The sequence below is a fragment of the Agromyces sp. Y782 genome (assembly GCF_059445405.1).
The window spans coordinates 2889103-2914450 of record NZ_JCAIUG010000001.1 but is presented as its reverse complement, the minus strand read 5'-3'; the positions used below and the strand labels follow the sequence as shown (position 1 = coordinate 2914450).

The 25348-nt window shown below is 68.4% G+C and carries 24 protein-coding genes; 8 read left to right on the top strand and 16 right to left on the bottom strand.

The features are described 5' to 3' along the window. Positions 1-23 precede the first annotated feature (23 nt). Positions 24-836, top strand: coding sequence for a Bax inhibitor-1/YccA family protein (locus tag AC1C2S_RS13290; protein WP_495352991.1), 813 nt, complete (start codon positions 24-26; stop codon positions 834-836). Between the two features lie 70 nt (positions 837-906). On the opposite strand, the gene AC1C2S_RS13285 is transcribed toward AC1C2S_RS13290, so the two are convergent. Next, on the bottom strand, positions 907-1983 hold the full coding sequence (locus AC1C2S_RS13285; RefSeq protein WP_495352990.1) for an FAD-dependent monooxygenase: 1077 nt from the start codon (positions 1981-1983) through the stop codon (positions 907-909). A gap of 66 nt (positions 1984-2049) precedes the next feature. Between AC1C2S_RS13285 and AC1C2S_RS13280 the strand changes: the two genes are divergently transcribed. Next, the gene (locus AC1C2S_RS13280) at positions 2050-2586 is read left to right on the top strand and encodes a TetR/AcrR family transcriptional regulator (RefSeq protein WP_495352989.1); all 537 of its coding nucleotides are present in this window, start codon (positions 2050-2052) and stop codon (positions 2584-2586) included. 60 nt (positions 2587-2646) lie between these two features. Here the strand turns inward: AC1C2S_RS13280 and AC1C2S_RS13275 are convergent, their stop codons facing one another. The 8 genes from AC1C2S_RS13275 to AC1C2S_RS13240 all read right to left on the bottom strand — a co-directional run bounded on the left by AC1C2S_RS13275 (position 2647) and on the right by AC1C2S_RS13240 (position 11526). Further along, complete coding sequence (locus tag AC1C2S_RS13275) at positions 2647-3096, bottom strand: SRPBCC family protein (protein ID WP_495352988.1); 450 nt, start codon at positions 3094-3096, stop codon at positions 2647-2649. A gap of 52 nt (positions 3097-3148) precedes the next feature. Beyond that, a complete protein-coding gene (gene guaA, locus AC1C2S_RS13270; RefSeq protein ID WP_495352987.1) occupies positions 3149-4753 on the bottom strand; it encodes a glutamine-hydrolyzing GMP synthase in 1605 nt (534 codons plus the stop codon). Beyond that, the gene (locus AC1C2S_RS13265) at positions 4750-5268 is read right to left on the bottom strand and encodes a DUF3817 domain-containing protein (RefSeq protein ID WP_495352986.1); all 519 of its coding nucleotides are present in this window, start codon (positions 5266-5268) and stop codon (positions 4750-4752) included. The genes guaA and AC1C2S_RS13265 overlap by 4 nt, the downstream gene beginning before the upstream one ends. Positions 5269-5277: 9 nt before the next feature. Further along, entirely contained in the window at positions 5278-6066 is a 789-nt protein-coding gene (locus tag AC1C2S_RS13260; RefSeq protein WP_495352985.1) for an SURF1 family cytochrome oxidase biogenesis protein, read from the bottom strand. A gap of 11 nt (positions 6067-6077) precedes the next feature. After that, positions 6078-6593: a cation:proton antiporter regulatory subunit gene (locus AC1C2S_RS13255; RefSeq protein WP_495352984.1), complete on the bottom strand. Its 516-nt coding sequence runs from the start codon at positions 6591-6593 to the stop codon at positions 6078-6080. A 158-nt stretch (positions 6594-6751) separates the two neighbouring features. Then, positions 6752-8497 (bottom strand): glycerol-3-phosphate dehydrogenase/oxidase, encoded by a 1746-nt coding sequence (locus AC1C2S_RS13250; RefSeq protein WP_495352983.1) that lies wholly within the window; start codon positions 8495-8497, stop codon positions 6752-6754. A gap of 140 nt (positions 8498-8637) precedes the next feature. Then, the gene (locus tag AC1C2S_RS13245) at positions 8638-9762 is read right to left on the bottom strand and encodes a GuaB3 family IMP dehydrogenase-related protein (protein ID WP_495352982.1); all 1125 of its coding nucleotides are present in this window, start codon (positions 9760-9762) and stop codon (positions 8638-8640) included. A gap of 63 nt (positions 9763-9825) precedes the next feature. Further along, entirely contained in the window at positions 9826-11526 is a 1701-nt protein-coding gene (locus AC1C2S_RS13240; RefSeq protein WP_495352981.1) for an ABC-F family ATP-binding cassette domain-containing protein, read from the bottom strand. 128 nt (positions 11527-11654) lie between these two features. On the opposite strand from AC1C2S_RS13240, the gene AC1C2S_RS13235 reads away from it, so the two are divergent. Further along, on the top strand, positions 11655-12812 hold the full coding sequence (locus AC1C2S_RS13235) for a MalY/PatB family protein (RefSeq protein WP_495352980.1): 1158 nt from the start codon (positions 11655-11657) through the stop codon (positions 12810-12812). Positions 12813-12909: 97 nt separating this feature from the next. Here AC1C2S_RS13235 and guaB read toward each other — a convergent pair whose 3' ends face one another. Then, a complete protein-coding gene (gene guaB / locus AC1C2S_RS13230) occupies positions 12910-14412 on the bottom strand; it encodes an IMP dehydrogenase (RefSeq protein WP_495352979.1) in 1503 nt (500 codons plus the stop codon). A gap of 245 nt (positions 14413-14657) precedes the next feature. Between guaB and AC1C2S_RS13225 the strand changes: the two genes are divergently transcribed. Genes AC1C2S_RS13225 through AC1C2S_RS13210 form a run of 4 tightly spaced genes read left to right on the top strand, consistent with a single transcriptional unit; the run spans position 14658 to position 18619 of the window. Then, entirely contained in the window at positions 14658-15965 is a 1308-nt protein-coding gene (locus AC1C2S_RS13225; protein ID WP_495353251.1) for a branched-chain amino acid ABC transporter permease, read from the top strand. A 15-nt stretch (positions 15966-15980) separates the two neighbouring features. Next, positions 15981-16961 (top strand): branched-chain amino acid ABC transporter permease, encoded by a 981-nt coding sequence (locus AC1C2S_RS13220; protein WP_495353250.1) that lies wholly within the window; start codon positions 15981-15983, stop codon positions 16959-16961. Further along, complete coding sequence (locus AC1C2S_RS13215; RefSeq protein ID WP_495352978.1) at positions 16951-17865, top strand: ABC transporter ATP-binding protein; 915 nt, start codon at positions 16951-16953, stop codon at positions 17863-17865. The genes AC1C2S_RS13220 and AC1C2S_RS13215 overlap by 11 nt, the downstream gene beginning before the upstream one ends. Then, a complete protein-coding gene (locus tag AC1C2S_RS13210; RefSeq protein ID WP_495352977.1) occupies positions 17852-18619 on the top strand; it encodes an ABC transporter ATP-binding protein in 768 nt (255 codons plus the stop codon). Before AC1C2S_RS13215 ends, AC1C2S_RS13210 begins: the two co-directional genes overlap by 14 nt. 523 nt (positions 18620-19142) lie before the next feature. On the opposite strand, the gene AC1C2S_RS13205 is transcribed toward AC1C2S_RS13210, so the two are convergent. From AC1C2S_RS13205 to groES, 3 genes are all read right to left on the bottom strand, one after another. Continuing rightward, positions 19143-20432, bottom strand: a complete 1290-nt coding sequence (locus tag AC1C2S_RS13205) for an ABC transporter substrate-binding protein (RefSeq protein ID WP_495352976.1) — start codon at positions 20430-20432, stop codon at positions 19143-19145. A gap of 256 nt (positions 20433-20688) precedes the next feature. Next, a complete protein-coding gene (rarD, locus tag AC1C2S_RS13200) occupies positions 20689-21645 on the bottom strand; it encodes an EamA family transporter RarD (RefSeq protein ID WP_495352975.1) in 957 nt (318 codons plus the stop codon). A 147-nt stretch (positions 21646-21792) separates the two neighbouring features. Beyond that, complete coding sequence (gene groES, locus AC1C2S_RS13195) at positions 21793-22089, bottom strand: co-chaperone GroES (protein WP_495352974.1); 297 nt, start codon at positions 22087-22089, stop codon at positions 21793-21795. A gap of 152 nt (positions 22090-22241) precedes the next feature. Between groES and AC1C2S_RS13190 the strand changes: the two genes are divergently transcribed. Next, on the top strand, positions 22242-23429 hold the full coding sequence (locus tag AC1C2S_RS13190) for a class I SAM-dependent methyltransferase (RefSeq protein WP_495352973.1): 1188 nt from the start codon (positions 22242-22244) through the stop codon (positions 23427-23429). A 120-nt stretch (positions 23430-23549) separates the two neighbouring features. Here the strand turns inward: AC1C2S_RS13190 and AC1C2S_RS13185 are convergent, their stop codons facing one another. The 3 genes from AC1C2S_RS13185 to AC1C2S_RS13175 are packed head-to-tail and all read right to left on the bottom strand — an operon-like array spanning position 23550 to position 25342. Then, the gene (locus AC1C2S_RS13185; protein ID WP_495352972.1) at positions 23550-24074 is read right to left on the bottom strand and encodes a DUF4190 domain-containing protein; all 525 of its coding nucleotides are present in this window, start codon (positions 24072-24074) and stop codon (positions 23550-23552) included. Between the two features lie 10 nt (positions 24075-24084). Next, positions 24085-24828 carry a DUF4190 domain-containing protein gene (locus tag AC1C2S_RS13180; protein ID WP_495352971.1) on the bottom strand — a complete coding sequence of 248 codons (744 nt, stop codon included), beginning with the start codon at positions 24826-24828 and terminating at the stop codon, positions 24085-24087. A gap of 7 nt (positions 24829-24835) precedes the next feature. Further along, on the bottom strand, positions 24836-25342 hold the full coding sequence (locus AC1C2S_RS13175; RefSeq protein WP_495352970.1) for a DUF4190 domain-containing protein: 507 nt from the start codon (positions 25340-25342) through the stop codon (positions 24836-24838). Positions 25343-25348 lie beyond the last annotated feature (6 nt).

Here is a 25348-nt window from a genome sequence, read left to right as displayed (position 1 = left end):
ACAGCCGAAAGCAGAGGAAACCCATGGCTCTCGACAACCCCGCCTTCGCGCGGAACTCCGCGTTCTCCGCCAAGGGAGGCGTGGCCGCCGCGCCAGACATCTCCGCGCAGCAGCTGCAAGAGATGTACAACCAGCCCGCCACCCCGCCCGCCGGCGAGACCATGGCGGTCGACACCACGATCCAGAAGGCGGCCGTCTCGTTCGGCCTGCTTCTCGTCGGTGCCGCGCTCGGCTGGGTCACGACCGAGGCCGTGCCGTTCCTCTGGATCGGCGCCGGCATCGTCGGCTTCGTGCTCGCCCTCGTCAACATCTTCAAGAAGGAGCCGTCACCGGGCCTCATTCTCGCTTACGCGGGCGTGCAGGGCGTCTTCGTCGGCGGCATCTCGTCGTGGTATGAGACGGCGTTCGGCGGCGGCATCGTCGCACAGGCGGTCATCGCGACGCTCGTCGTCGTGGGCGTGACGCTCGCACTCTTCGCCTCGGGCAAGATCCGCGCGTCGAAGAAGGCGACGAAGATCTTCCTCATCGCGATGGTCGGCTACGGGGTCTTCTCGCTCGTGAACTTCGGCCTCATGATCTTCGGCGCGACCGACGACGCATTCGGCCTCCGTTCGGTTCCGGTCTTCGGCATCCCGCTCGGCTTGATCCTCGGCGTGCTCGTCGTCATCATGGCGGCGTACTCGCTCGTGCTCGACTTCGACTTCATCCAGCAGGGCGTGCGCAACCGCGCCCCGAAGAAGTACGAATGGTCGGGTGTCTTCGGCATCATGGTCACGGTCATCTGGCTGTACCTCGAGATCCTGCGCATGCTCGCGATCGCCCAATCGGGCGACTGACGCGCAACCCGCACCAGCTCCATCGAACGGCCGCCCTCGGGCGGCCGTTCGTGTTTCCGTCCACTCGTGCTCAGCCGACGATGCTCGCGTCCCGACGGTGCGGCGTGGTGCGACTCGTGGCGCGGCTGCCGGCGAACGCCAGCACGCGATCGCGCAGGGGCTGGGCGCGTTCGGCGAGCGCGAGATGCATGAGCGCTCCGGATGCCGCACGCAGACGCTGCGACGATCGAACGCGAGCCCGGTCGTACGCGTTCAGCGCCTCGTCGACCGGCAGCTGCCCGAGCAGCCGCCCGAGTGTGACGGCGTCGAGGAGCGCCTCGCATGCACCTCGACCGAGATTCGGCGTCATGGCGTGGGCCGCGTCTCCGACGAGCACGAGTCGTCCGTTCACGTACGAACGCAGGCGCGGAACCGTCCAGACGCGCTGCACGAGGGTGGCCTCGGGCGCAGCCGAAGCGAGCACGTCGGCGAGGCCCGGGGCGAGCTCGTCGAGACCCTGCCGCGCGAGCTCGAGCGCGGCGGCGACATCGATGCGGCGCGGCCCGAGGTCGGAGCGGAACGCGGCATACCAGTTGGTGCCCGAACGGTGCGGCCCGACGCCGTAGAGGCGACCGCGACCCCAGTACTCGCCCATCGCCTCGGCCGGTGCGGAGTCCGGCATGACACCCCGCACCGCGAGGTACGGCGTCAGCGAGGCATCCGCTCGACTGCCCCAGCCCGAGCGCCGCACGACGCTGTGCACGCCGTCGGCCCCGACGACGAGCTCGTGGGCCGCCGCAACCACGCTGTCGACGCGCTCGGTGGTGCGAACGACGGATGCCGGGACGGCCGCGTCGAGCGCGGCGAGCAGGTCATGGCGGGCGACGAGCACTGCCACGGGCGTCGGCAGCTCCGTCCAGGTGCGTCCGGCGGAGCTGCGCAACGGGAACCGGTCGATGGATGGGCTCGAGCGACGCAGCCCGTCGGCGATGCCGATCGACTCGAGCGCGTCGACGGCCTGGGGCCACATCGCCAAGCTGGTGCGGATGCCGGCCAGCTCGGTGCGTTGCTCGACGAGCGTGACGTCGAAGCGGTCGGGGTCGAGCGAAGCTGCGAGGGCGAGCCCGGCGATTCCGCCGCCGACGATGCGGATGCGGATGCGAGTCATGCGCGCCACGCTACTACAAAAATAGTATTGACACTACTTTTGTAGTCGGCTCGGTACACTCGCGCTATGGACCGCCGCATTCTCGTCGCCGACGCCGCCCTCGATGTCGTCGCCGCAACCGGCATGAAGGGACTCACGCACCGCGCCGTCGACACGGCATCCGGTTCCCCCGCAGGCACCGCCTCGAACTACTACCGCACGCGTGCGGCGCTCGTGGCGGCTGCAGTCGAGCGCCTCGAGCAGCGCGACCTCGAGCTCTGGTCCGTCGGCGCGCAGCTGCCGCCCCCGGCCGACGCCGACGCCCTCGCCGACCGCCTCGTGGCCACCCTCGCCGCGTTCGTCACCGAACAGGCGGACCTCACGCGTGCCCGTCTGGTGCTCGCACTGTCGGAGCCCGATGCCGTCGTCGCAGGACACCGTCGATTCGTGGACGTGGCGCGCGCCTTGGTCGACGCCGCGGGCGTCGACCGCGCAGAAGAGCGAGCGCGCTGGCTCGCGGACTACTCGGACGGCGTGCTCCTGCACCAGCTCACGACCAGGAAGGGCGAGCCGCTCGACGTCGAGTCGCACCGCCGTGCCATCCGTCGACTGCTGCTCGAGTGAGTTACGCCCGATGATACGGGCATGAGGGCCGACGCGGGGGGCACTTCGCGGGGTCCGACCTCAGTCGCACACGAGCCGTTCCAGTCGCCGGATGTCCGCCCGGATCGCACGCGCGAGCATCCACCGCAAAGGCAGGGCGAACCAGCGCTCCACGCCGCGGGGCCGGATGTGCACGTGGAACGTGAACACGCAGCGCAGCCCGTCGATCGGCTCGACGGACCGCCCTCCCTCCGCATCGATGCCCGAGGTCGTCCGCCACGTGAACGACCGCCCGTGCTCCACGGTCCTCACGATGCCGCCGTTGCGAAAGGTCGTGCCCGCGAATCGCATGACCTCTCGCGTCGTGGTGCCGACCCCGACAACTCCCGAAGGGTCGGGGTCCATCGTCGCAACGCCGGCGCGCCAGAGCGGGTCGTTGCCGTAGTCGGCAACCACCGCCCAGACCTCGTTCGCGGGGCGGCCGACCTCACGCGCGACCCGGAGGGAGATCCGCCTCCCGGCCGTCGCCATCAGCGGCCGAGCGTTTGGAACGACGCACGGCTCGCATCGGGCCGCCGCAGCATCATTCCCATTCGATGGTGCCCGGCGGCTTCGACGTGATGTCGAGCACGACCCGGTTGACCTCGGCCACCTCATTCGTGATGCGGTTGCTGATGCGAGCGAGCACGTCGTAGGGCAACCGAGTCCAGTCAGCGGTCATCGCGTCTTCCGACGAGACGGGCCGCAGCACGATGGGGTGGCCGTAGGTGCGGCCGTCGCCCTGCACGCCCACCGACCGCACGTCGGCGAGCAGCACGACGGGGCACTGCCAGATCTGCTCGTCGAGGCCCGCGGCGGTCAGTTCGGCACGGGCGATCGCATCCGCCGCGCGGAGCAGATCGAGACGATCACGGGTGACCTCGCCCACGATGCGGATGCCGAGGCCGGGCCCCGGAAACGGCTGACGACCGACGATCGCCTCGGGCAGGCCGAGCTCGCGCCCGATCGCACGCACCTCGTCTTTGAAGAGGGTGCGCAGCGGCTCGACGAGCTCGAACTGCAGGTCTTCGGGCAGGCCGCCGACGTTGTGGTGGCTCTTGATGTTCGCAGTGCCCGTGCCGCCGCCCGATTCGACGACGTCGGGGTAGAGCGTGCCCTGCACGAGGAACTTGATCGGTTGTCCGTCGGCGGCGGCCTCGGCGACGAGGTCGTGCTCGGCCTGCTCGAACGCGCGGATGAACTCCCGGCCGATGATCTTTCGCTTCTCCTCGGGGTCGGTGACCCCCGCGAGCGCGTCGAGGAAGACGTCGGCGGCGTCGACCGTGATGAGACGCACGCCGGTCGCGGCCACGTAGTCGTTCTGCACTTGCTCGCGCTCGCCCTGGCGAAGCAGCCCGTGGTCGACGAAGACCGCGGTCAACTGGTCGCCGACCGCCTCCTGCACGAGCGCGGTCGACACGGCCGAATCGACGCCGCCCGAGAGCGCGGAGATCACGCGAGCCGAGCCGACCTGCTCGCGGATGCGGGCGACCTGCTCGGCGATGACGTTGCCCGAGTTCCAGTCGGCCGGGATCCCGGCAGCGCGGTGCAGGAAGTTCTCGATGACCTGCTGCCCGTACTGGGAGTGCTTGACCTCTGGGTGCCACTGCACCCCGTAGAAGCGCTTCTCATCGTTCGCGAACGCGGCGACCGGTGTCGACTCCGTCGAGGCGAGCACCTCGAAGCCCTCGGGAGCGCGCGAGACCGAGTCGCCGTGGCTCATCCACACGGTCTGCCCGGCGGGCTGACCTTCGAGCAGAACGTTGACCTCGGCCCCTTCGACGGGCTCAGGGAACGCCGTCAGCGTGGCGGCCGTCGCGCCGTACTCGCGGAGACCGGTGTGCGCGACCTCGCCGCCGAGCTGCTTGGCCATCACCTGGAAGCCGTAGCAGATACCGAGCGTCGGCACGCCGAGCTGCAGGATGCCCTCGTCGAGCGCGGGCGCACCTTCTTCGTAGACCGACGACGGCCCGCCGGACAGCACGATGCCGATGGGGTTCTTGGCCGCGACCTCAGCGGCGGTGATGGTGTGCGGCACGATCTCGGAATAGACGGATGCCTCGCGCACCCGCCGAGCGATGAGTTGCGCGTACTGCGCTCCGAAGTCGACGACGAGCACCGGCCGCTGCTCGGTGGGCTGATCTGTCACTGCTGGGCCTCCACGGGGTTGGAAGTGTCGGGGGTGTCGGATCTCGCCACGGACGGAGTCGCATCGGCCGCATCGGCCTCGCGGACCTCGCGGGCGTCGAGGTAGCCACGCACCTCGCGCCCGATGCGCGCCTCGAGGAAGAACGAGAGGAACGGCACGACGCCGCCGAGCGCGATGATGATGAACCGGCTGAACGGCCAGCGCATGAGGCTCCAGAGGCGGAAGTCGCTGAAGAGGTAGACGACGTAGAACCAGCCGTGGGCGATGAGGATGCCGGTCGACAGGTTCACACCCGTGCCGGTCGATTCGAGCCCGGCCGCCGTCTCGATCACCGGGGTGAACGCGAGCACGCCCTGATCGCCGAACGCGAAGAGCTCGAGGTGGAACACGTACTTCAGGATCATCTCGGCGCACAGCAACAGCAGCATGACACCCGTGATGACCGAGGCCACCTGGTAGAACTTCAGCGCCCCGCGAATGCGCGGCAGATCGGCAGATTTCGGCTCGAGCGGCATGGCACCAGTCTACGTGGCGTCACTGGGCGTGCGATCGACGGATGCCGCGGCCTCGGCCTGCTCGTCTCGCTCCCGCTCGACGGCATCGCGCACGAGGCGGTACCAGAGGTAGATCGCGAAGCCGGCGAAGACGACCCACTCCGCGGCATAGAAGATGTTGAGCCAGTTCAGCTCCGCCTCCTGCTCGGGCGGCGGAGAGACGATGGCTTCGAGTCCGGCGACCGGCTCGGCTGCGGTGATGTAGCCGAAGTAGACGGGCCGGTCGTCGAAATCCGCCCACACGTTGATGAACTGCGCGACAGCGACGGCCTGCATCGAGAACGGGTCGGCTTCGTCGTCGGGGGCGATCGGCGCTTCGCTCGGCAGGAACCGCCCGACGAGTGTGATGGGTTCGAGGGAGTCGAGGCCGGCCTCGAACCGATCGGCCGCCTCACGAGCGGTCTTCTCGTCGGCCGCCCAACCGAGCGCGACGGGCAACCCGCCCGGCGTGCCATCCGTCACCTCGAGATGCACGACCGGCCAGAAGCCCGCGACGCCGTCGTTCAGTCGCCCTTCGACGATCACCGTGTCACCCGGTACGACGGTGCCTGTCACCTCGACGATCTGGGCGGTCGCGGCTTGCTCGGTCGGTTGGTCGGGCTCGGCGACGCCGGCGAACGGTCGCACTTCTTCGGTGGGCCGCTCGACCACGACCGACTGCTCGACCGCACGCTCGAGCTGCCACTGGCCGAGCAGTGCGAAGGCCGCGGCGATGCCGAGGGCGAGGAGCAGTGCGAGCACCCACCGTGGGCGCAGCATCATGTGGAGCATCAGGCGCTGGGGTCCTCGCCGCGCTCGAGTGGCGCCGCTCCGTGGCGGAACGCGCTGAATGCGGCGTCGACGCGCTCCTTCGGCCCGATGGCGACGATGGTGTCGCCGACCTGGGTGACGAAGTCGTCGGACGGCGTCGGATAGGCGTGGTCGTCGCGCACGACCGCAGCGATCACGACCTCACCGGGTCGATCGAACTCGCCGAGCGGACGGCCGCGCACAGCGTCGTCGGCGTCGACGACGAACCAGTCCATGGGCACGCCCGGCAGCTCGTCGAGTTCGGAAATCGACGTCACGATGCTCGTGCCGCCGAGGAGTTCGGCGACCACGCGTGCCTCGTCGTCGCTCAGCCGCACGGTCGTGGCCGGATGATCCTCGCCGCTTCCGGCCGGTCGCGTCATGAGGTCACTGGCACCCGTTCGGTGCGCGACCACCGACACCTCGACGCCGTCATCGGTCGTGAACGAGTGGAGCACGCCGACTCCGGGGAGCGCCACCCGGCGGACGTCGATCATGGCGCGGTCACCTCCGGGTCGAGCGGGATCGTCCCTAGTCTATCGACGTCCACACCTCTCGACGCCCAAGCGCCCAGGCGCACGGCCTCTGCGCCCTCAGCACCGACAGCGGGCACGTCGTCGAGATCTGCCCCGGCAGCTTGGAGCGTTCTGAGCGCTCAATCCACCTTCACGATGTCGGGCGCCTCGAGCCGCACACGGTCGGCCGACTCGTCGTCGGGCTGCTCCTGCGAGGCGCGCTCTGCAGCGACCCGCTCGAGGTAGCGCTCGACCTCGAGCGACTGGCGAGCCGTGTCCCAGCCGAGCACCTCGCCCATCAGCCGTGCAGCAACGGGCGCAGCCGAGACTCCGCGATCCCACGCCTCGATCGAGATGCGGGTGCGCCGGGCGAGCACGTCGTCGAGGTGCAGGGCGCCCTCATGCGAAGCCGCGTACACGACCTCGGCGCCGAGGTAGTCATCGGCCCCCGGCAGCGGTTCGCCGAGCGCGGCGTCATCGCGGATCAGGTCGAGCAACTCGTCGGTCATCGTGCCGTAGCGGTTCAGCAGGTGCTCGATGCGCACCTCGTGCACGCCGAACGCACGGGCGATCTTGCCGCGCTTGTTCCACGCGGCTTGGTAGCCCTCGGCCCCGAGGAGCGGAATGTCTTGCGTCGTCGACTTCGGCACCTTGTCGTCGAGCGCGTCGGCGGCGGCGTCGATCGCGTCCTTCGCCATGACGCGGTAGGTCGTGAACTTTCCACCTGCGATGACGACGAGGCCGGGCACGGTGTGCGCGACGAGGTGCTCACGCGAGAGCTTCGAGGTCTGGTCGCTCTCCCCGGCGAGCAAGGGCCGGAGGCCCGCGTAGACGCCCTCGACGTCTTCTCTCGTGAGCGGGATGCCGAGCACGGCGTTCACATGCTCGAGCAGGTAGTCGATGTCGGCCGCGGTCGCCGCAGGGTGGGCTTTGTCGAGGTTCCAGTCGGTGTCGGTCGTGCCGATGAGCCAGTGCCTCCCCCACGGAATCACGAACAGCACGCTCTTCTCGGTGCGGAAGATCATGCCCATCGCCGACTGGATGCGGTCGCGGGGCACGACGAGGTGCACGCCCTTCGAGGCGCGCACCTTGAACGTGCCGCGCTCGCCGACCATGCGCTGCGTGTCGTCGGTCCACACGCCGGTGGCGTTCACGACCTGCTTGGCCCGCACCTCGAAGTGCTCGTCGGTCTCGAGGTCGTGCGCCTTCACGCCGACGACCCGTTCGCCGACCTTGATGAAGCCGTCGACCTTGACACGACTCGCAACGTGCGCGCCGTAGAACGAGGCAGTACGCGCGAGACTCGCCACGTAGCGGGCGTCGTCGACCTGCGCGTCGTAATACGTAAGTCCGCCGACGAGTGCGTCCTTCGAGAGCGACGGGATCGCCCGCAGCACCTGCCGCTTCGACAGGTGCCGGTGGTGAGGCACCCCGGGTGGCCGCCCTCCGGTGTAGCTGAAGATGTCGTAGAGCAGCATGCCCGCACCGACGTACAAGCGCTCGAAGATGCGCTTCTGCACGGGGTAGAGGAACCGCACGGGCTTGACGAGGTGCGGCGCGATGCGCTGCAGCAGCAGGCCGCGTTCGATGAGCGCCTCGCGCACGAGCCGGAAGTCGAGCTGTTCGAGATAGCGGATGCCGCCGTGCACGAGCTTCGACGATCGACTCGAAGTGCCCGACGCCCAGTCACGAGCTTCGAGCATCCCGGTCGAGAGCCCTCGCGTCACGGCGTCGAGCGCCGCTCCGGTGCCGACGATGCCGCCGCCGACCACGAGGACGTCGAGCTCTTTCTCCTTCAGCCGCGCGATCGCGGCCATTCTCTCCTCTGGTCCGAGCTTGGTCGAACGCGTCACCGACTTGAGCCTCGCCGACTTCTGAGTTGCCATCGTGCACCCCATCCCCGCGGCCTCACGGCCGGGCCGCGTGATCCGTTTCCACGCTACCCGAAGCGAGACACGTTGGCACCGCGGGTTGAGGCGGTGCGCCAGTGCCGTCTCGAAACTCGCCTCGGAGCCACCCGGTTCGGTTACAGCCCTTGATACGGCGCGACGACGACCTCGACGCGCTGGAACTCCTTCAGGTCGGAGTACCCGGTCGTCGCCATCGAGCGGCGGAGCGCCCCGATGAGGTTCGTGACGCCGTCGGCCGACGGTGCCGGCCCGTAGAGCACCTCTTCGAGCGGGGCGACCTGGCCGACGTGCACGCGCTGCCCGCGCGGGAGCTTGGGGTGGTGCGCTTCGGCGCCCCAGTGGTATCCGCCGCCCGGGGCATCCGTCGCCCGCGCGAGCGCCGTTCCCAGCATGACCGCGTCGGCGCCGCATGCGATCGCCTTGACGATGTCGCCCGACTTGCCGACGCCGCCGTCGGCGATGACGTGCACGTAGCGGCCACCGGACTCGTCGAGGTAGTCGCGGCGCGCGCCTGCGACATCCGCGACCGCCGTGGCCATGGGTGCGTGGATGCCGAGCGTCGCTCGGGTCGTCGAGGCCGCTCCCCCGCCGAAGCCGACGAGCACACCCGCAGCCCCGGTGCGCATCAGGTGCAGGGCTGCCGTGTAGGTGGCTGCACCGCCGACGATCACGGGCACGTCGAGCTCGTAGATGAACTTCTTGAGGTTCAGCGGCTCTTGATTCTTCGAGACGTGCTCGGCCGACACCGTCGTGCCGCGAATGACGAACAGGTCGACGCCGGCGGCGACGACGGTCTCGTAGAGCTCTTGCGTGCGCTGGGGCGAGAGCGCACCGGCGACGGTGACGCCCGCGGCGCGGATCTCGGCGAGACGTGCCGTGACGAGCTCAGGCTTGATCGGCTCGGAGTAGAGCTGCTGCATGCGCGCGGTCGCGTGCTCGGGCGTGAGATTGCGGATCTCGGCGAGCACCGGCTCGGGTTCTTCGTAGCGGGTCCAGAGACCCTCGAGGTCGAGCACGCCGAGACCGCCGAGCTGCCCCATCATGATCGCGGTCTGCGGCGAGACGACGGAGTCCATCGGCGCCGCGAGGAACGGGATGTCGAATTGGTAGGCGTCGATCGACCAGCCGACCGAGACGTCTTCGGGGTCGCGGGTGCGCCGACTCGGCACGATCGCGATGTCATCGAATGCGTAGACGCGCTGGCCCCGCTTGGAGCGGCCGATCTCGATCTCCTGAGTCACCACTCAACCCTACCCAACCGGCACTTCGCCGGTTGAGGATGATCGACGTCTCGAACCCGCGCCCTAACGGGCCCGCGCGACGCGCTTCTCGTCCCACACCGGGGCATCCGACTCGTAGACCTCGCCGTCGCCGCCGAACACGAGGAACCGATCGAACCCGCGAGTGAACCAGCGATCGTGCGTGACCGCGAGTACCGTGCCGTCGAAGCGCGAGAGCCCGTGTTCGAGCGCCTCGGCCGAGACCAGGTCGAGGTTGTCGGTCGGTTCGTCGAGCAGTAGCAGTGTTGCGCCCGAGAGCTCCAGCAGCAGAATCTGCAAGCGCGCCTGCTGGCCGCCCGAGAGCGAGTCGAAGGTCTGCTGAGCGGATGCCACGAGCCCATACCGATCGAGGGCGGAACTTGCCGCCTCCCGTGCCATGCCGTCACGGTTCGCATCACCGCGATGCAGGATGTCGAGCAGGGCGCGACCGCGATACTCGGGATGCTCGTGGTTCTGCGCGAACCAGCCGGGCACGACCCGCGCGCCGAGCACCGCCCTGCCCGTGTGCGGCACCCGTGCGAGCGTCTCGCCGATGGTCGTGATGTGCCCGAGCGTACGATCGGGCTCGGTGCCGCCGCCCGCGAGCAGGCGCAGGAAGTGCGACTTGCCCGAACCGTTCGAGCCGAGCACCGCGACCCGGTCGCCGTACCAGACCTCGAGGTCGAACGGCTTCATCAGGCCCGTGAGTTCGAGGCGCTCCCCGACGACCGCGCGCTTGCCGGTGCGCGAACCCCGGAGTCGCATCGAGACGGCCTGCGCGGGCGGTCGTTCCTCGGGCGGACCGGCCTCTTCGAACCTGCGCAGCCGGGTCATCGCGGCGTGGTACCGCGACGCCATGTCGGCGTTGTACGTCGCCTTGACCTTCAGCGTTGCGACGAGGGTCTTCAGTGCGGCGTGCTGCTCGTCCCAGCGGCGGCGGAGTTCGTCGAGCCGCTCGAATCGTTCCTCTCGTGCGCGGTGGTAGCCCTCGAAGCTGCCGCCGTGCACCCACGCCGTGTTGCCCGCCGCGCCGAGCTCGAGCGTCACGATGCGGTCGGCGGCACGAGCGAGCAGCTCGCGATCGTGCGAGACGAGCAGCACGGTCTTGGGAGTGGCCCGCAATTGCGACTCGAGCCAGCGCTTGCCCGGCACGTCGAGCGAGTTGTCGGGCTCGTCGAGCAGCAGCACCTGCTCGGGGCCGCGGAACAGCGCCTCGAGCGCGAGCCGCTTCTGCTCGCCACCCGAGAGGGTCGAGAGCTCACGCCACTTCGCACGCTCGAACGGGATGCCGAGGGCCGCGATCGTGCAGTGGTCCCACACGACCTCCTGCTCGTATCCGCCCGCTTCGGCGTACTCGGCGAGCGCGGTCGCGTAGCGCATCTGCGCTGCGGTGTCGTCGCGTTCGATGAGGGCGTTCTCGGATGCCTCGAGCTCGATCGCCGCCGCTCGCACGCGGGTCGGCGCGACCGAGACGAGCAGGCCCGCGACCGTGGCATCCGTGCCCTCCACCGTCTGCCCGGTGCCGACGAACTGGTCCATCACGCCGAGACCGCCATCGACCTGCACGCTGCCCTCGTCGGGGCGCAACTCGCCGCGGATGATGCGCAGCAGCGTCGACTTGCCCGCGCCGTTCGCGCCGATGAGGGCGGTGGTCGCGCCGTCCGTCACCCGGAAGGCGAGGTCGGCGAGCAATGGCCGGCCGTCGGGCAGCGAGAATGAGACGCCGTTGACGTCGATGAAACCCATGGGAGTGTCCGTTCGGTACGCGGCTGGGCGCATTCACCCGGTGCCGCACCGCCCGTTGGGCAGCCGACCAGACTAGCGCCTCTGCGCTCGCCCTGCCAACGCGGGCCGATCTGCGGCAAGCTGGAGGCATGCAACGCACCGCAGCAGAGCCCCTCGACGCACTCCGCACGAGAACCAGTGCGAAGTGGCGCCTCTACGCCGATGACGTGCTGCCGCTGCCGGTCGCCGAGATGGACTTCCCGCTCGCAGAGCCGATCGCGGCGGCCCTGCACGCGGCGATCCGCCGCTCCGACACGGGGTACACGGCGGGGAGCCTGCCCGTCGCCGAAGCGTTCCAGGGCTTCGCCGCCGCGCGACTCGGCTGGGACGTCGATCCGGCTCGCGTCACGTGCACGGCCGACGTCAGCATGGGCATCGTCGAGGTGCTGCGCCGGGTCACCGTCCCGGGCGACGGCGTCGTGATCACCCCGCCGATCTATCCGCCGTTCTTCGACCTCGTCACCGAGGCATCCGGGCGAGTGGTCGAGGTGCCGATGCTCGGCGGCATCGACGAGGGCTGGTCCCTCGATCTCGACGGCATCGACGCGGCGTTCGCGGCCGGTGCCCGGGCGATGGTGCTCTGCAACCCGCACAACCCGATCGGCCTGGTTCCGGATGCCGCGCAGCTGGCCGCCCTCGCCGCGATCGCCGCCCGGCACGGCGTCACGATCGTCTCCGATGAGGTGCACGGACCGCTCGTGCAGCCGGGGGTCTCGTACACGCCGTTCCTCACGGTCTCCGACGAGGCCCGCGAGCACGGCGTCGCGGTGACCGCCGCGAGCAAGGCGTTCAACATCGCCGGCCTGAAGGCGGCGCTCATCGTGACAGCGAGCGAACGCGGCGATCTCGTGCGCGCCGCACTGCCGTACGAGGTCGAGTGGCGCATGAGCCAGTTCGGGTCGATCGCCTCGATCGCGGCGTTCCGCGAGGGCGGGCCGTGGCTCGACGGCGTGCTCGCAAGCCTCGACGACAACCGGCGGCTGCTCGCCGAACTCATCGCCGACGAGCTGCCGGGAGTGCGCTACCGCATGCCCGACGCGACCTACCTCGCCTGGCTCGACCTCTCAGCTCTCGGCTGGGGCGACGACCCCGCCGCCTACGCGCTCGAGCACGCCAAGGTCGCCCTCGGCATCGGCCCGACGTTCGGCACGACCGTCGGCCGCGGGCATGCCCGGCTCAACTTCGCCTGCACACCGGAGGTGCTGAGCGAGGCGGTCACGCGGCTGGCGGACGCGAGGGTCGGTTGAACGGTGGTCGCGGCGCTGCGCGCCGGCGCTTCGCGGCGCTACGGCTACCGCCTTTGTGAAGGAAGCGCGTCGCAGCTCCGCTGCGCCGCGCTGACCTTCACCTCGTGTAGTTCGGCGCCTCGACGACGATCTGCACATCGTGCGGGTGGGACTCCTTGAGCCCCGCCGGGGTGATGCGCACGAACTTGCCCTTGGTCTTCAGCTCTGCGATCGTGCGCGCCCCGACGTAGAACATCGACTGGCGGAGGCCGCCGATGAGCTGGTACGCCACGGCCGACAGCGGGCCGCGGTAGGGCACCTGGCCCTCGATGCCCTCGGGAATGAGCTTGTCGTCAGACGGGACATCCGCCTGGAAGTAGCGGTCTTTCGAGTACGAGGTCTTCTGGCCGCGCGTCTGCAGTGCGCCCAGCGACCCCATGCCTCGGTACGCCTTGAACTGCTTGCCGTTCTGGAAGACGAGCTCCCCCGGGCTCTCGGCCGTACCGGCCAGCAGCGAACCGAGCATGACCGTGTCGGCGCCGGCGACGAGCGCCTTCGCGATGTCACCCGAGTACTGCAGGCCGCCGTCGGCGATGAGCGGCACGCCGGCGGGCCTCGTGGCCTTGGATGCCTCGTACACGGCGGTGATCTGGGGCACACCCACCCCCGCGACGACGCGCGTGGTGCAGATCGAACCGGGACCGACGCCGACCTTGACGGCGTCGGCGCCCGCGTCGACGAGCGCCTGTGCGCCCTCGCGGGTCGCGACGTTACCGCCGATGACGTCGATGTGCGCGAACGTCGGATCGGTCTTCAGACGGCGGATGATGTCGAGCACGCCGGCCGATTCACCGTTGGCGGTGTCAACGACGAGCACGTCGACCCCGGCGTCGCGCAGCGCCTCTGCACGCTCCCACGCGTCGCCGAAAAACCCCATCGCGGCGCCGACCCTGAGCCGACCCTCGCTGTCTTTCGTGGCATTCGGATACTGCTCCGACTTGTCGAAGTCCTTGACGGTGATGAGGCCCGTCAGGCGACCGTCGTCGTCGATGAGGGGCAGCTTCTCGATCTTGTGCTTCGCGAAGATCGCGAGCGCCTCGTCGGGGTTCATGCCCACGCGGCCCGTGATGAGCGGCATCTTGGTCATGACCTCGCTCACCGAGGTGGAGGGCTTCTCGAAGTCGGAGACGAAGCGCATGTCGCGGTTCGAGATGATGCCGACGAGCTTGCCATCGGCGTCGACGACCGGCAGTCCGCTGACCCGATACGTCGCGCAGAGGGCGTCGACGTCGGCGACGGATGCCTCGGGCGTCGTCGTCACCGGATTGGAGACCATGCCCGACTCGCTGCGCTTGACCCGGTCGACCATCTCGGCCTGATCGGCGATCGAGAGGTTGCGGTGCAGGATGCCGATGCCGCCCTGGCGTGCCATCGCGATCGCCATGCGCGCTTCGGTGACGGTGTCCATCGCAGCCGAGAGCAGCGGCGTCGCAACGCTGATGCGACGGGTGAGGCGCGAGCTGGGGTCGGCTTCGCTCGGAATCACATCGGTGTGGCCAGGCAGCAGAAGGACGTCATCGTAGGTGAGTCCTGTGAGTCCGAACGGGTCGGCCTGGTCCATATCGCTCCTCGCGTCGAGTTCTGCCCGAGTACCGCGCGCCATGGGTCAGGCCCGCGATACCAATGTTAAGCGAGTTTGCATCCGAGCCATTCCCGGATAACAATCGAACGCCGTTTGCCTCATCTGTGAAACGTATGAGACATAATCGGCACGTACTGTCGACGACGTTGTCGACAGTAAGGACCGAACCCCGACGGCCACCAAGCCCGAGGGGCGCCCTTGGAGGTGCAGTGAAACCCACACGAATGCTCGCCCAACGGTCTCCAAGGAGGTGGCTCGTCCTCCTCGGAATCCTTTTGTCCGCACTCACTCTGTCCGGCATCGCAGCGTCCCCTGCGATGGCGGAGGATGGGAGTACGGCCCAGGCTTCCGAGGACTTCGAGTTCTTCTTCACGGGGAACGTGCAATTCGATCGAGAGCCGCTGGAAGGCGTGGAGATCACGGTCGAGGGCGGCGGCTTCACAGCCGACGCCGAGACCGACGCCGAAGGCAAATGGCGCATCGGCGTACCCGAAAAGGGCGAATACAAGGTCACTCTCGACGAAGAAACGCTCCCGAAGGGTGTCGTCGTCGCGAAGGGCGAGGCCACCATCACGGCCGAGTTCGGCCTCACGAAGCTGAAGGCCGTGAATTTCTTCCTCGGTGAGGGCGAACGGACGACCACGAACTTCGGTGCCCAGTTGCTCGAGCGGGTGATCAACGGCCTGAACTTCGGCTTGCTGCTCGCGCTCGCGGCCATCGGACTTTCGCTCATCTTCGGCACGACGGGGCTCTCGAACTTCGCCCATGCCGAGATGGTGACCTTCGGCGCCTTGATGGTGCTGAGCTTCGGCGTCGATCTCGCCTGGCCGCTCTGGCTCGCCATCGCGGTCGCCCTCGTGCTCAGCGCGGCGCTCGGCTGGGGTCTCGATGCAGTGATCTGGAAACCGCTCCGCAAACGCGGGGTCGGGCTGATTCCACTCATGATCGTGAGCATCGGCCTCTCGCTCGCGATCCGCTACACGTACCAGTTCGTCTACGGCGGCGCGACCCGGCAGCTGCCGGGAGCGACCGCCCCGAAGGAATTGTCGTTCGGCGGCGTCCAGCTCTCCTGGATCGACGTCGGCAGCATGATCGTCTCGGTCGTCGTGCTCCTCGGCGTGGCGTACTTCCTGTTGAAGACGCGTATCGGCAAGGCGACTCGCGCCGTCTCCGACAACGCGAGCCTCGCCTCTGCGAGCGGCATCGACGTCGACAGGGTCATCCGCATCGTCTGGGTGCTCGGCGCGGCGCTCGCCGGCCTCAGCGGCATTCTCTGGGCCTATTTCCGCCCCGGGGTCAGCTGGGACATGGGGTTCCAGATCCTGCTGCTGATCTTCGCCGCGGTCACCCTCGGCGGGCTCGGTACCGCCTTCGGCGCCCTCGTCGGCTCCCTCATCGTCGGACTCTTCATCGAGATCTCGACGCTGTGGCTGCCGAGCGACCTGAAGTACGTGGGTGCGCTCGTCGTGCTGATCCTCGTGCTGTTGTTCCGACCGCAGGGCATCCTCGGTCGCCGCGAGAGAATCGGCTAAGGAGGACCGACCATGATCGACTGGATTCAGATCTTCTCCAACGCGGCGCAGGAGCTCATCAGCCCCACGACCGCGGCATACGCACTGGCGGCCCTCGGCCTCGCGATCCACTTCGGATACACCGGCCTGCTGAACTTCGGCCAGGCGGGCTTCATGGCCCTCGGCGCGTACGGCTACGCCATCTCGGTGCTCTCCTTCAACCTGCCGGTCTGGGCCGCGGTGCTCGTCGGCATCGGCGCATCCGTCGTGTTCGCCCTGATCCTCGGCATCCCGACCCTGCGGCTCCGAGCCGATTACCTCGCGATCGTCACGATCGCGGCGGCGGAGATTCTACGGCTCATCTTCACGACGAACACCTTCGAGGCCGTCACCGGCTCCGCGCAAGGCCTGAACGGCTATAAGGGCAGCTTCGCCGCCCTCAACCCGATACCGAAGGGCACTTACGGCTTCGGCCCGTTCGAGTACAACGAGTACGACTGGTGGTTGCGAATCGTCGGGTGGATCGTCGTCGTACTCGCGGCGCTGCTCACGTGGCTCATCATGCGCAGTCCGTGGGGCCGTGTCATCAAGGGCATTCGTGAAGATGAAGACGCGGTTCGCGCGCTCGGCAAGAACGTCTACTCGTACAAGATGCAGAGCCTGATCCTCGGTGGTGTCTACGGCACCCTCGCCGGCATGATCTTCGTGCTCCCGCGAGCGGTCGTCCCGGCGAACTACCAGACCTCACTCACCTTCTTCATCTACGCGATCCTGCTCCTCGGCGGCGCCGCCACGATCCTCGGCCCCATCGTCGGCTCGATGATCTTCTGGGTGCTGCTCTCCTTCTTCTCGGGCTTCATCTCCCGAGCGGTGGAGGCCGGCTGGCTCCCGTTCATGACGCAGGTGCAGGCCGGACAGCTCCGGTTCATCCTCGTCGGCGTCGCGATCATGTTGATCGTGATATTCAGGCCTCAGGGCATCTTCGGAAATAGGAAGGAGTTGGCCTTTGTCAAGTGATGTCACTCCCACGTCCAAGCCGGTGAAGACCACCGGTCTCCACATCGGCGCTGCAGAACCGGGTTGCCGCAAGGTCGACCCGATCCTCATCGCGGATCGTGTCACGCGCACCTTCGGCGGTCTGAAGGCCGTCGACGTCGAACACGTCGAGATCCCGCGCGGAGCGATCACCGCCCTGATCGGCCCGAACGGCGCGGGCAAGACAACGTTCTTCAACCTGCTGACGGGCTTCGACAAGCCTGATTCCGGCACGTGGGAGTTCGAGAGTCGCTCGCTTGCGCACGTTCCCGCGTACCGGGTGGCCCGCATGGGTCTGATCCGCACCTTCCAGTTGACGAAGGCGCTCGGTCTCCTCACTGTGCTCGACAATATGAAGCTCGGGGCGAAGGGACAGAGCGGGGAGAACCTCTTCCGCGCGGTCCTCCCATTCCTCTGGCGTAAGCAGGAAGAGGAGATCGAAGCGAAAGCAGTCGAACTGCTCACCCGCTTCAAGCTCGACACCAAGCAGACCGACTACGCGGCAAGCCTCTCGGGGGGGCAGCGGAAGCTCCTCGAGATGGCCCGGGCCCTCATGAGCGACCCCACGCTCGTGATGCTCGACGAGCCGATGGCCGGGGTGAATCCAGCACTGACCCAGTCGCTACTCGACCACATCCTCGACCTGAAATCCCAGGGTATGACCGTGCTGTTCGTCGAGCATGACATGCACATGGTGCGCCATATCGCCGACTGGGTGGTCGTCATGGCCGAGGGCCGCATCGTCGCCGAGGGCGATCCGCACACCGTCATGGAAGACCAGGCCGTGATCGACGCCTACCTGGGCGCCCATCACGACGCCGATCTCGGCGCGACCGACACGGAACACGTCGAAGTCCTGAAGGAGCTCATCGATGACGAACAGTAATCCCGCTCCGGGCGCCGTGCTCGAGCCCGTCGGCGACATGGTCGTCGAGGTCGATGCGGTGACCGCCGGGTACCTCCCCGGTGTCAACATCCTGAACGCGTGCTCGCTCCAGGCACGACAGGGTGAGCTCATCGGCATCATCGGCCCGAACGGCGCCGGCAAGTCCACTCTCTTGAAGGCGATCTTCGGCCTGGTGAAGGTGCGAGAGGGCACGATCCGCCTCAACGGTGAAGAGATCACGAACCTCAAGGCGAACAAGCTCGTCGCCAAGGGCGTCGGTTTCGTGCCGCAGACGAATAACGTGTTCCCGTCGCTCACGATTCAGGAGAATCTCGAGATGGGCCTGTTCCAGAAGCCCAAGGGGCTCAAAGAACGGCTCGAGTTCGTCACCGAGATTTTCCCCGAACTCGGCAAGCGCCTCGGCCAGCGGGCGGGATCGCTCTCGGGTGGTGAGCGCCAGATGGTGGCGATGTCGCGCGCGCTCATGATGGGGCCCCATGTGATGCTGCTCGATGAGCCGAGCGCCGGCCTCTCCCCGGTGCGTCAAGACGAGGCGTTCCTTCGCGTGAAGGAGATCAACCGCGCGGGCGTTACGACGATCATGGTCGAGCAGAACGCACGTCGCTGCCTGCAGATCTGCGACCGCGGCTACGTGCTCGACCAGGGCCGTGACGCCTACACGGGCACCGGTCGCGACCTGCTGAACGACCCGAAGGTCATCGGCCTCTACCTGGGCACGCTCGGTCAGGACTGAAAGAAGCGTACGACAGAGGGGCGGATGCTGCGGCAACCGCCCCTTTTCGCTGCCGTCCCCGCTGCCCACGCAACACCCACCGCACCTGCAGCACCCACCGCACCCACATGCCTGCAGCAATTCAGGAACGGAGGCGTGTCGAGCCGCTTGGCGGCGGCACTTGAGCACGACACGCCAGGTGCACTCCTGAATTACTGCAGGGTGTGGCCGGGTGAAATGCTGCAGGGCGTGCGGGCGGACCGGCAGACACGTGCGGGCGGACCGGCGGCAGACGTGCGGGCGGATCGGGAGACGTGCGGGCCGACCGGCGGCAGACGTGCGGGCCGACCGGCGGCAGACGTGCGGGCGGACCGACGGCAGACGTGCGGGCGGATCGGGAGACGTGCGGGTGGACCGGCGGCGCACGTGCGGGCGGATCGGGAGACGTGCGGGCCGACCGGCGGCACACGTGCGGGAGATTGTGCGGGGCGCACGAAGAGAGGGCCCCGGCCGAAGCCGGGGCCCTCTCAGACACGACCCCGTACTAGTTGATGCGGGTGTACGTGTTGTCGTCGCCGTACTCGTAGACGCCGATGGTCGCCTCGGTCGGGTCACCGTGCTCGTCGAGCGTGATGGGACCGGACGCACCGTCGTAGTCGATCTGCTTGCCCTCGGCGAGCAGCGCGGCGCCGTCGGCGAAGGTCGTGACCTTCTCGCCGTCGCCTGAGCCACCCGACACCTGACGAAGGTACTTGGCGATGTCGGCACCCTCGGTGCTGTTCGCCGCGTACGCTGCAAGGGCGATCAGCACGGTTGCGTCGTACGACTCGGGGCCGTAGCTGAAGTCGGCGAGAGCCGGGTCGACTCCGAGGAGCCGATCACGGAAGTCGTCTTCGAGCTTCGGGCCGGGCAGCGTGCCCTTCGAGCCGGCGATCAGGCCGGGCGCGAAGTCCGCACTGTAGTCGGACAGGTTGCCGTCGACGAAGTAGAGCTGGTCGCCGGGGTAGCCCGAGCCGACGAGCGCCGGAACGACGACCTTGGCCTCGTCGAACGTGATGACCGCGACGGCGTCGGGGTTCGCGGCCGAGATGGCCGAGAGCTGCGCGTCGAAGCTCGAGTCACCCGTGTTGAAGAGCTCTTCGGCCACGACTTCGCCGCCTGCTGCTTCGAACGCTTCCTTCGTCGCGGCCGCGAGGCCGGTGCCGTAGGGGTCGTTCAGCACGAGCAGGCCGAGCGTCGAGTTGCCGTCGTCGGCGATCTGCGTGCCGAGCACTTCGCCCTGGAGCAGGTCGGAGGGCGCCGTACGGAAGTACAGACCGGCGTCTTCGTACTCGGTGAAGTCGGGCGAGGTGTTCGCCGGGGAGAACTGCACGACACCGGCCGAGGTGATCTGGTCGATGACGGTGAAGGAGACCCCAGACGAGGCAGCACCGATGATCGCCGAGACGTCCTGCGAGAGCAGGTCGGTCACGGAGACGGTGGCGATGTCGGTCGTCGTGTCGCCCGAGTCACGGAAGATGACGTCGAGGTTCAGACCCGAGTCGGCGTCGTTGACCTCCTGCTGGCCGAGCGCGACGCCGGCCTCCTCGGGCGGGCCGAGGAACGCGAGCGTGCCGCTCTGGGGAAGGATCGTGCCGATCTTGAGGTCCAGGTCACGTTCACCGGCCTCGATGGGCAGTGCGTCGCCGGTGTCGGCCGGCTCTTCCGTCTCGGTCGACGGCGTGCCGCCCGACGCGCACGCAGACAGGAGAAGGGTGCTGACGCCGGCAATGGCGAGACCCGTCCAGGCTGCGCGAGCCGAACGCTTGGCCGAGGCCTTCGCGAATACGCTCATGTTGCTCCTTGGGACTGAAGGAAATTGGTACACAATGCAGCGCCACGGTGACGCCGTTGTTTGACAGTATTCCGCGCCAATGGCGGAAACAAGTCAGGGCGGTCACAACCGTGTAACACCGCGGCAATCGTTATCTCGCCGACACCTCCCCCTGATTCGGCGCACGGAATCAGCGAGAAACCGCCCGTTCACGCGAAAATCGCGCGCCTGCGACATCCGCTCACCGGTTCGCCACCCGGCCCGCTCGGGACACGGGTCACGCGGGCTCGACGACCAGCCGTCTCGACACGCGAACGCCGCGCAACAGATCGACCGTCAGCACGATGAGCGCCACCCAGACGAGCCCGAAGCCGATCCAGCGCTCGAGCGGCATCGGCTCGTGCAGCACGACGACTCCGACGACGAACTGGATGAATGGCGCGAAATACTGGATGAAGCCCATGAAAATGAGCGGCAGTCGTCGGGAAGCCGCCGCGAAGAGCAGGAGCGGCACCGCGGTGACCGCGCCGAGGCCGATCAGCAGCACCGTGTGCCACACGCTCACCGTGCCGATCGTGAGCCCCGTGGTCATGGCGACGAACACGAGCTGCACCACGGCGAGCGGTGCGAGCCACATGGTCTCGATCGTGAGTCCTGAGACCGCGTCGACCTTCGGGCCGACGCGCTTCTTGATGAGTCCGTAGAAGCCGAACGAGAACGCCAGCACGAGTGCGATCCACGGCAGCTGGCCGTATCCGAACGCGAGCACCACGACCGCGACGATCGAGATGCCGACCGCGATCCACTGGGTGAGGTTCAGGCGCTCGCGCAACACGAGCACGCCGAGGAAGACCGTCACGATCGGGTTGATGAAGTAGCCGAGCGCAGCCTCGACCACCTGGCCGGAGAGCGTCGCGTAGACGTAGGTCTGCCAGTTGATGAAGATGAGGAGACCGGCGAGCCCCATCGTGAGCACGATGCGGCGATCGCGGAAGAGCACCGCAAGTGGCCGCCACGCGCGCGTGACCGTGATGAGCAGGGCGCAGAAGACGATCGAGAACAGCACCCGCCAGGCCACGATCTCGAACGGCGCCGAAGGAGCGAGCGCGATGAAGTAGATGGGGAGGAAGCCCCAGAAGCCGTAGGCGCCGATCGCGAAGAAGAGGCCCGAGCGGCTCACTCCCGCCGTCGGAGTCGTCGAGGCGGATGGCACGGTCTCGGAGCGGGATGACACCAGCACAGACTACGCCCGGGCGGGGATGACGAGAGCGGCGGGCAAGAGGTTCGGGCGAGCGGATGCCGCGGCATCCGCCCGCCCGAACGACGACGAGGCCCGGATGCCCCACTGGGGCATCCGGGCCTCGAATGTAATCGTGTCGCCTTAGCGGACGACGACCGCGAGCACGTCGCGAGCCGACAGGACGAGGAGGTCGTCGCCGTCGAACTTCACCTCGGTGCCGCCGTACTTCGAGTAGATCACCTTGTCGCCGACTGCGACGTCGAGCGGGATGCGGTTGCCGTGGTCATCGATGCGACCGGGGCCCACTGCCACGACCTCGCCCTCTTGGGGCTTCTCCTTGGCAGTGTCGGGGATGACCAGACCCGATGCGGTGGTCTGCTCGGCCTCGACCTGCTTGATGACGATGCGATCCTCGAGCGGCTTGATGGAAACCGACACGGTTGACCTCTTTCTTGACGAAGACTGGTTGGCAGCCTCAGAGCGAGAGTGCTAAACCGAGTCTAGGCGCGATTTGGCACTCGTGCAACGTGAGTGCCAGCCCATTCAGCCACAGGCGAACGCTGCCGCGACGCGATGCTAACGTGGCCCGGGTGGATCGCGCTGAACTCGTCGAACTGCTCTCGCCAGAGGGCCTCACGCTGCTCGACGGGCTGCCCGATTGGGACTCGAAGGCCGACATCGTCAAGACCGTCGCCGACCTTCGCAAGCAAGGGCATCGGCCCAGTCTCGTGGCTGCCGTGCTCAGCCAGGCGAAGCTCCGAGCGAAGGCGGAGGCGAAGTTCGGCCCGTTCGCCTCGCGGATGCTCTTCACCGAAGCCGGCCTCGAACAGGCGACACGGTTGAAGGTCGCGGCCCTGCACGCCGGACGCTTCTCGAGGGCCGGTGTCGGCCATGTGGCCGATCTCGGCTGCGGCATCGGGGGCGATGCCCTCGCCATGGCGGCGATCGACCTCGAGGTCACGGCAGCCGAGGCCGACGAGGTCACCGCGGCGATCGCCGCGTACAATCTCACGCCTTTTCCCCGGGTGCGAGTGCTGCACGAGCAGGCGGAGCAGGTCGCCCTCGGCGGCATCGACGGGGCGTGGCTCGATCCGGCGCGACGAACGACCGCAGGCGGCACGACGACGAGAATCACGGATGCCGCCGACTACTCCCCCTCGCTCGACTTCGCTTTCGGGCTGGGTGAGCGCATGCCCGTCGGAGTCAAGCTCGGCCCCGGCACCGATCGCGGCGTGATCCCCGCAGGAGCAGAGGCGCAGTGGGTCTCGGTCGACGGCGACCTCGTCGAGCTCGGGGTCTGGTTCGGATCGGTCGCCCGTCCCGGCATTCGCCGCGCCGCCCTCGTCATCCGGGGTGACGCCGCCCAAGAACTCACGGCGGGTGCCGACAGCGAAGACGCTCCGGTCGGGCCGCTCGGCGATTACCTGTACGAGCCCGACGGTGCCGTCATTCGCGCGCGGCTGATCGGTGATCTCGCCCGTGCGCACGGCGCGTGGATGCTCAGCTCCGGCATCGCGTACCTCACTGCCGACACCGCGTTCGACTCGCCGTTCGCTCGCGGGTTCCGCGTGCTCGAACGGCTGCCCGCCGACGAGCGCCAGCTGCGACAGGCGTTGGCGGAACGGGACATCGGCACACTCGAGATCAAGAAGCGCGGCACCGATGTCGACCCCGCCCGGCTGCGCACCCGGTTGAAGTTGCGCGGCGCGGCCTCTGCGACCATCGTGCTGACCCGCGAAGCAGGCCGGCACGTCGCCCTGCTCGTCGAGCGGATCTGAGCCGACGCTCGCCGAATTGCCGGGGCCACCCGCCCGTCGTCATCGCGTGAAGCGTCGGCCGTCGCATGTCGGCACGGCAGTCAGGGCCTCAGCCCGACACGACCTCAGCGCGGCACGACGTCAGTGCGGCAGAGCACCGAAGACGATCGCGTAATAGCCGATCCAGACGGCCGAGAACACGAGCCCTGCGATGCCGGTGCCGATGCCGGCGAATGCCAGCGTGCGCCCCCGTTCCTCACGGCGAAGGCCGAGCACGCCGAAGACGATCGCGGCGATGGAGAGCGGCAGCATCCAGCCCACGAAGAGCGATGCCGCGGCGCCGATGGTGCCGGCGACGGCCGCGATCCAGCTGAACACCCGCCGTTGCGTCTGCTCTTCGACCGCTTCGGTCGGGTCGGATCCCGGCCGATGCACGATGAGCAGCTGCCCGGTGGAGATCGATCGGAGCTGACCCGTGTCGAACGGGACGTCGAACTCCCGCACCGCGGGATCGGCACGGAACGTCGGTTCGGCGGGCTGGAACGGCGCCAAGGGCTCGAACGACCTCGCTCGCTCGTCGCTCGCCCCGTTCGACCCGTCGTCGCGAGCCCCAGGAGAGCGGTCGGGGGTCTCGCCGTCGGGCGAAACCCCCTCGCGCTCAACCATGGATCGCTCCTCAGTACCCGTAATAGCTGTCGTAGCCGGAGAAGACGATGCCCCACAGCACGAACGACAGCAGCGCGATGGCGATGCCGACGAAACCGAGGATGATGCCGGTCAGCCACATGCCCTTCGCAGCAGGCTCCTTCTTCTTGCCGAGGAAGCCGAGCACGACGGCCGCAGCCGGGATGAACAGCTGCAGCACCCCACCGACGAACGGGATGAAGACGACGAAGAAGCCGATGAGCCCCACAATGCCCGCGATGAGCGAGATCAGGCTGAGCACGGGTGTCGCCCTCGCCGGTGCGGCAGTGCCGTAGGCGGGTGCGCCATACGCCGGCTGCGCCGGTGCGCCATAGGGAGGTTGGGCGGGCGCACCATATGCAGGCTGCTCGGGAGCACCATAGCCGGGCGCCGCCGGCTGGCCGCCTGCGGCGGGAGCGCCGTAGGGAGGCTGCGGCGGGGGCGTCGGAGCTCCGTAGCTCGGTGCCGCGGGGGGCACCGGTGGTGCGGGCGGTGCAGGTGGCTCTGGAGCAGCCGGCGGTTCGGGCGCCGATGGCACTTCGGGCACGTCGGGTGTCGACGATGCCGGAGCGGCCGCAGCGGCGTCGACCGGCACGATGGGCTCGGGGGCGCTCGGAATCTCGGGCTCGGGGGCGTCGGGCAGCTCGGGCTCGGGAACGCTGGGCGTCTCGGGCTCGGCCGGCACCTCGGGGAGGTCTGGCACCTCTGGGACGTCGGGGTTCTTGGGATCACTCATGGTTGCCTCAGTACGACCCGTAGGTCGTTCCGTAGTTGGCGAGCACCGCGAAGGCGATGATCGCGATGATGATGAAGATCACGCCGATCAGGATGCCGACGAAACCGAGGATGATGCCGGTGAGCCACATGCCCTTCGAGGCCGGCTCCTTCTTCTTCGCGATGAAGCCGAGCACGACGGCGGCGATCGAGAACAGCAGGCCGAAGTAGAAGAACGAAGCGACGAGGCCGACGATGCCACCGACGAGGGAGAGGATGCTCAGCACCTGCGACGGCTTGGCCGACGCGTCTCCGTAGGGGGGCGCCGCGGGCGCGGGCTGACCGTAGGCGGGCGCGGCAGGTGCCGGCTGACCGTACGCGGGCGCCGCGGGCGCTGCAGGGGGCGCTGCGGGAGGAACGGGTGCAGCAGCGGGCGGAACCGGCGGGGCGGGCGGAACCGGTGCGGCAGGCGTCTCGGCCGGCGGCACCGGCGGCACTGCGCCGTCGGGCTGCTCAGGATGGTTCGGATCGGTCACGGTGGG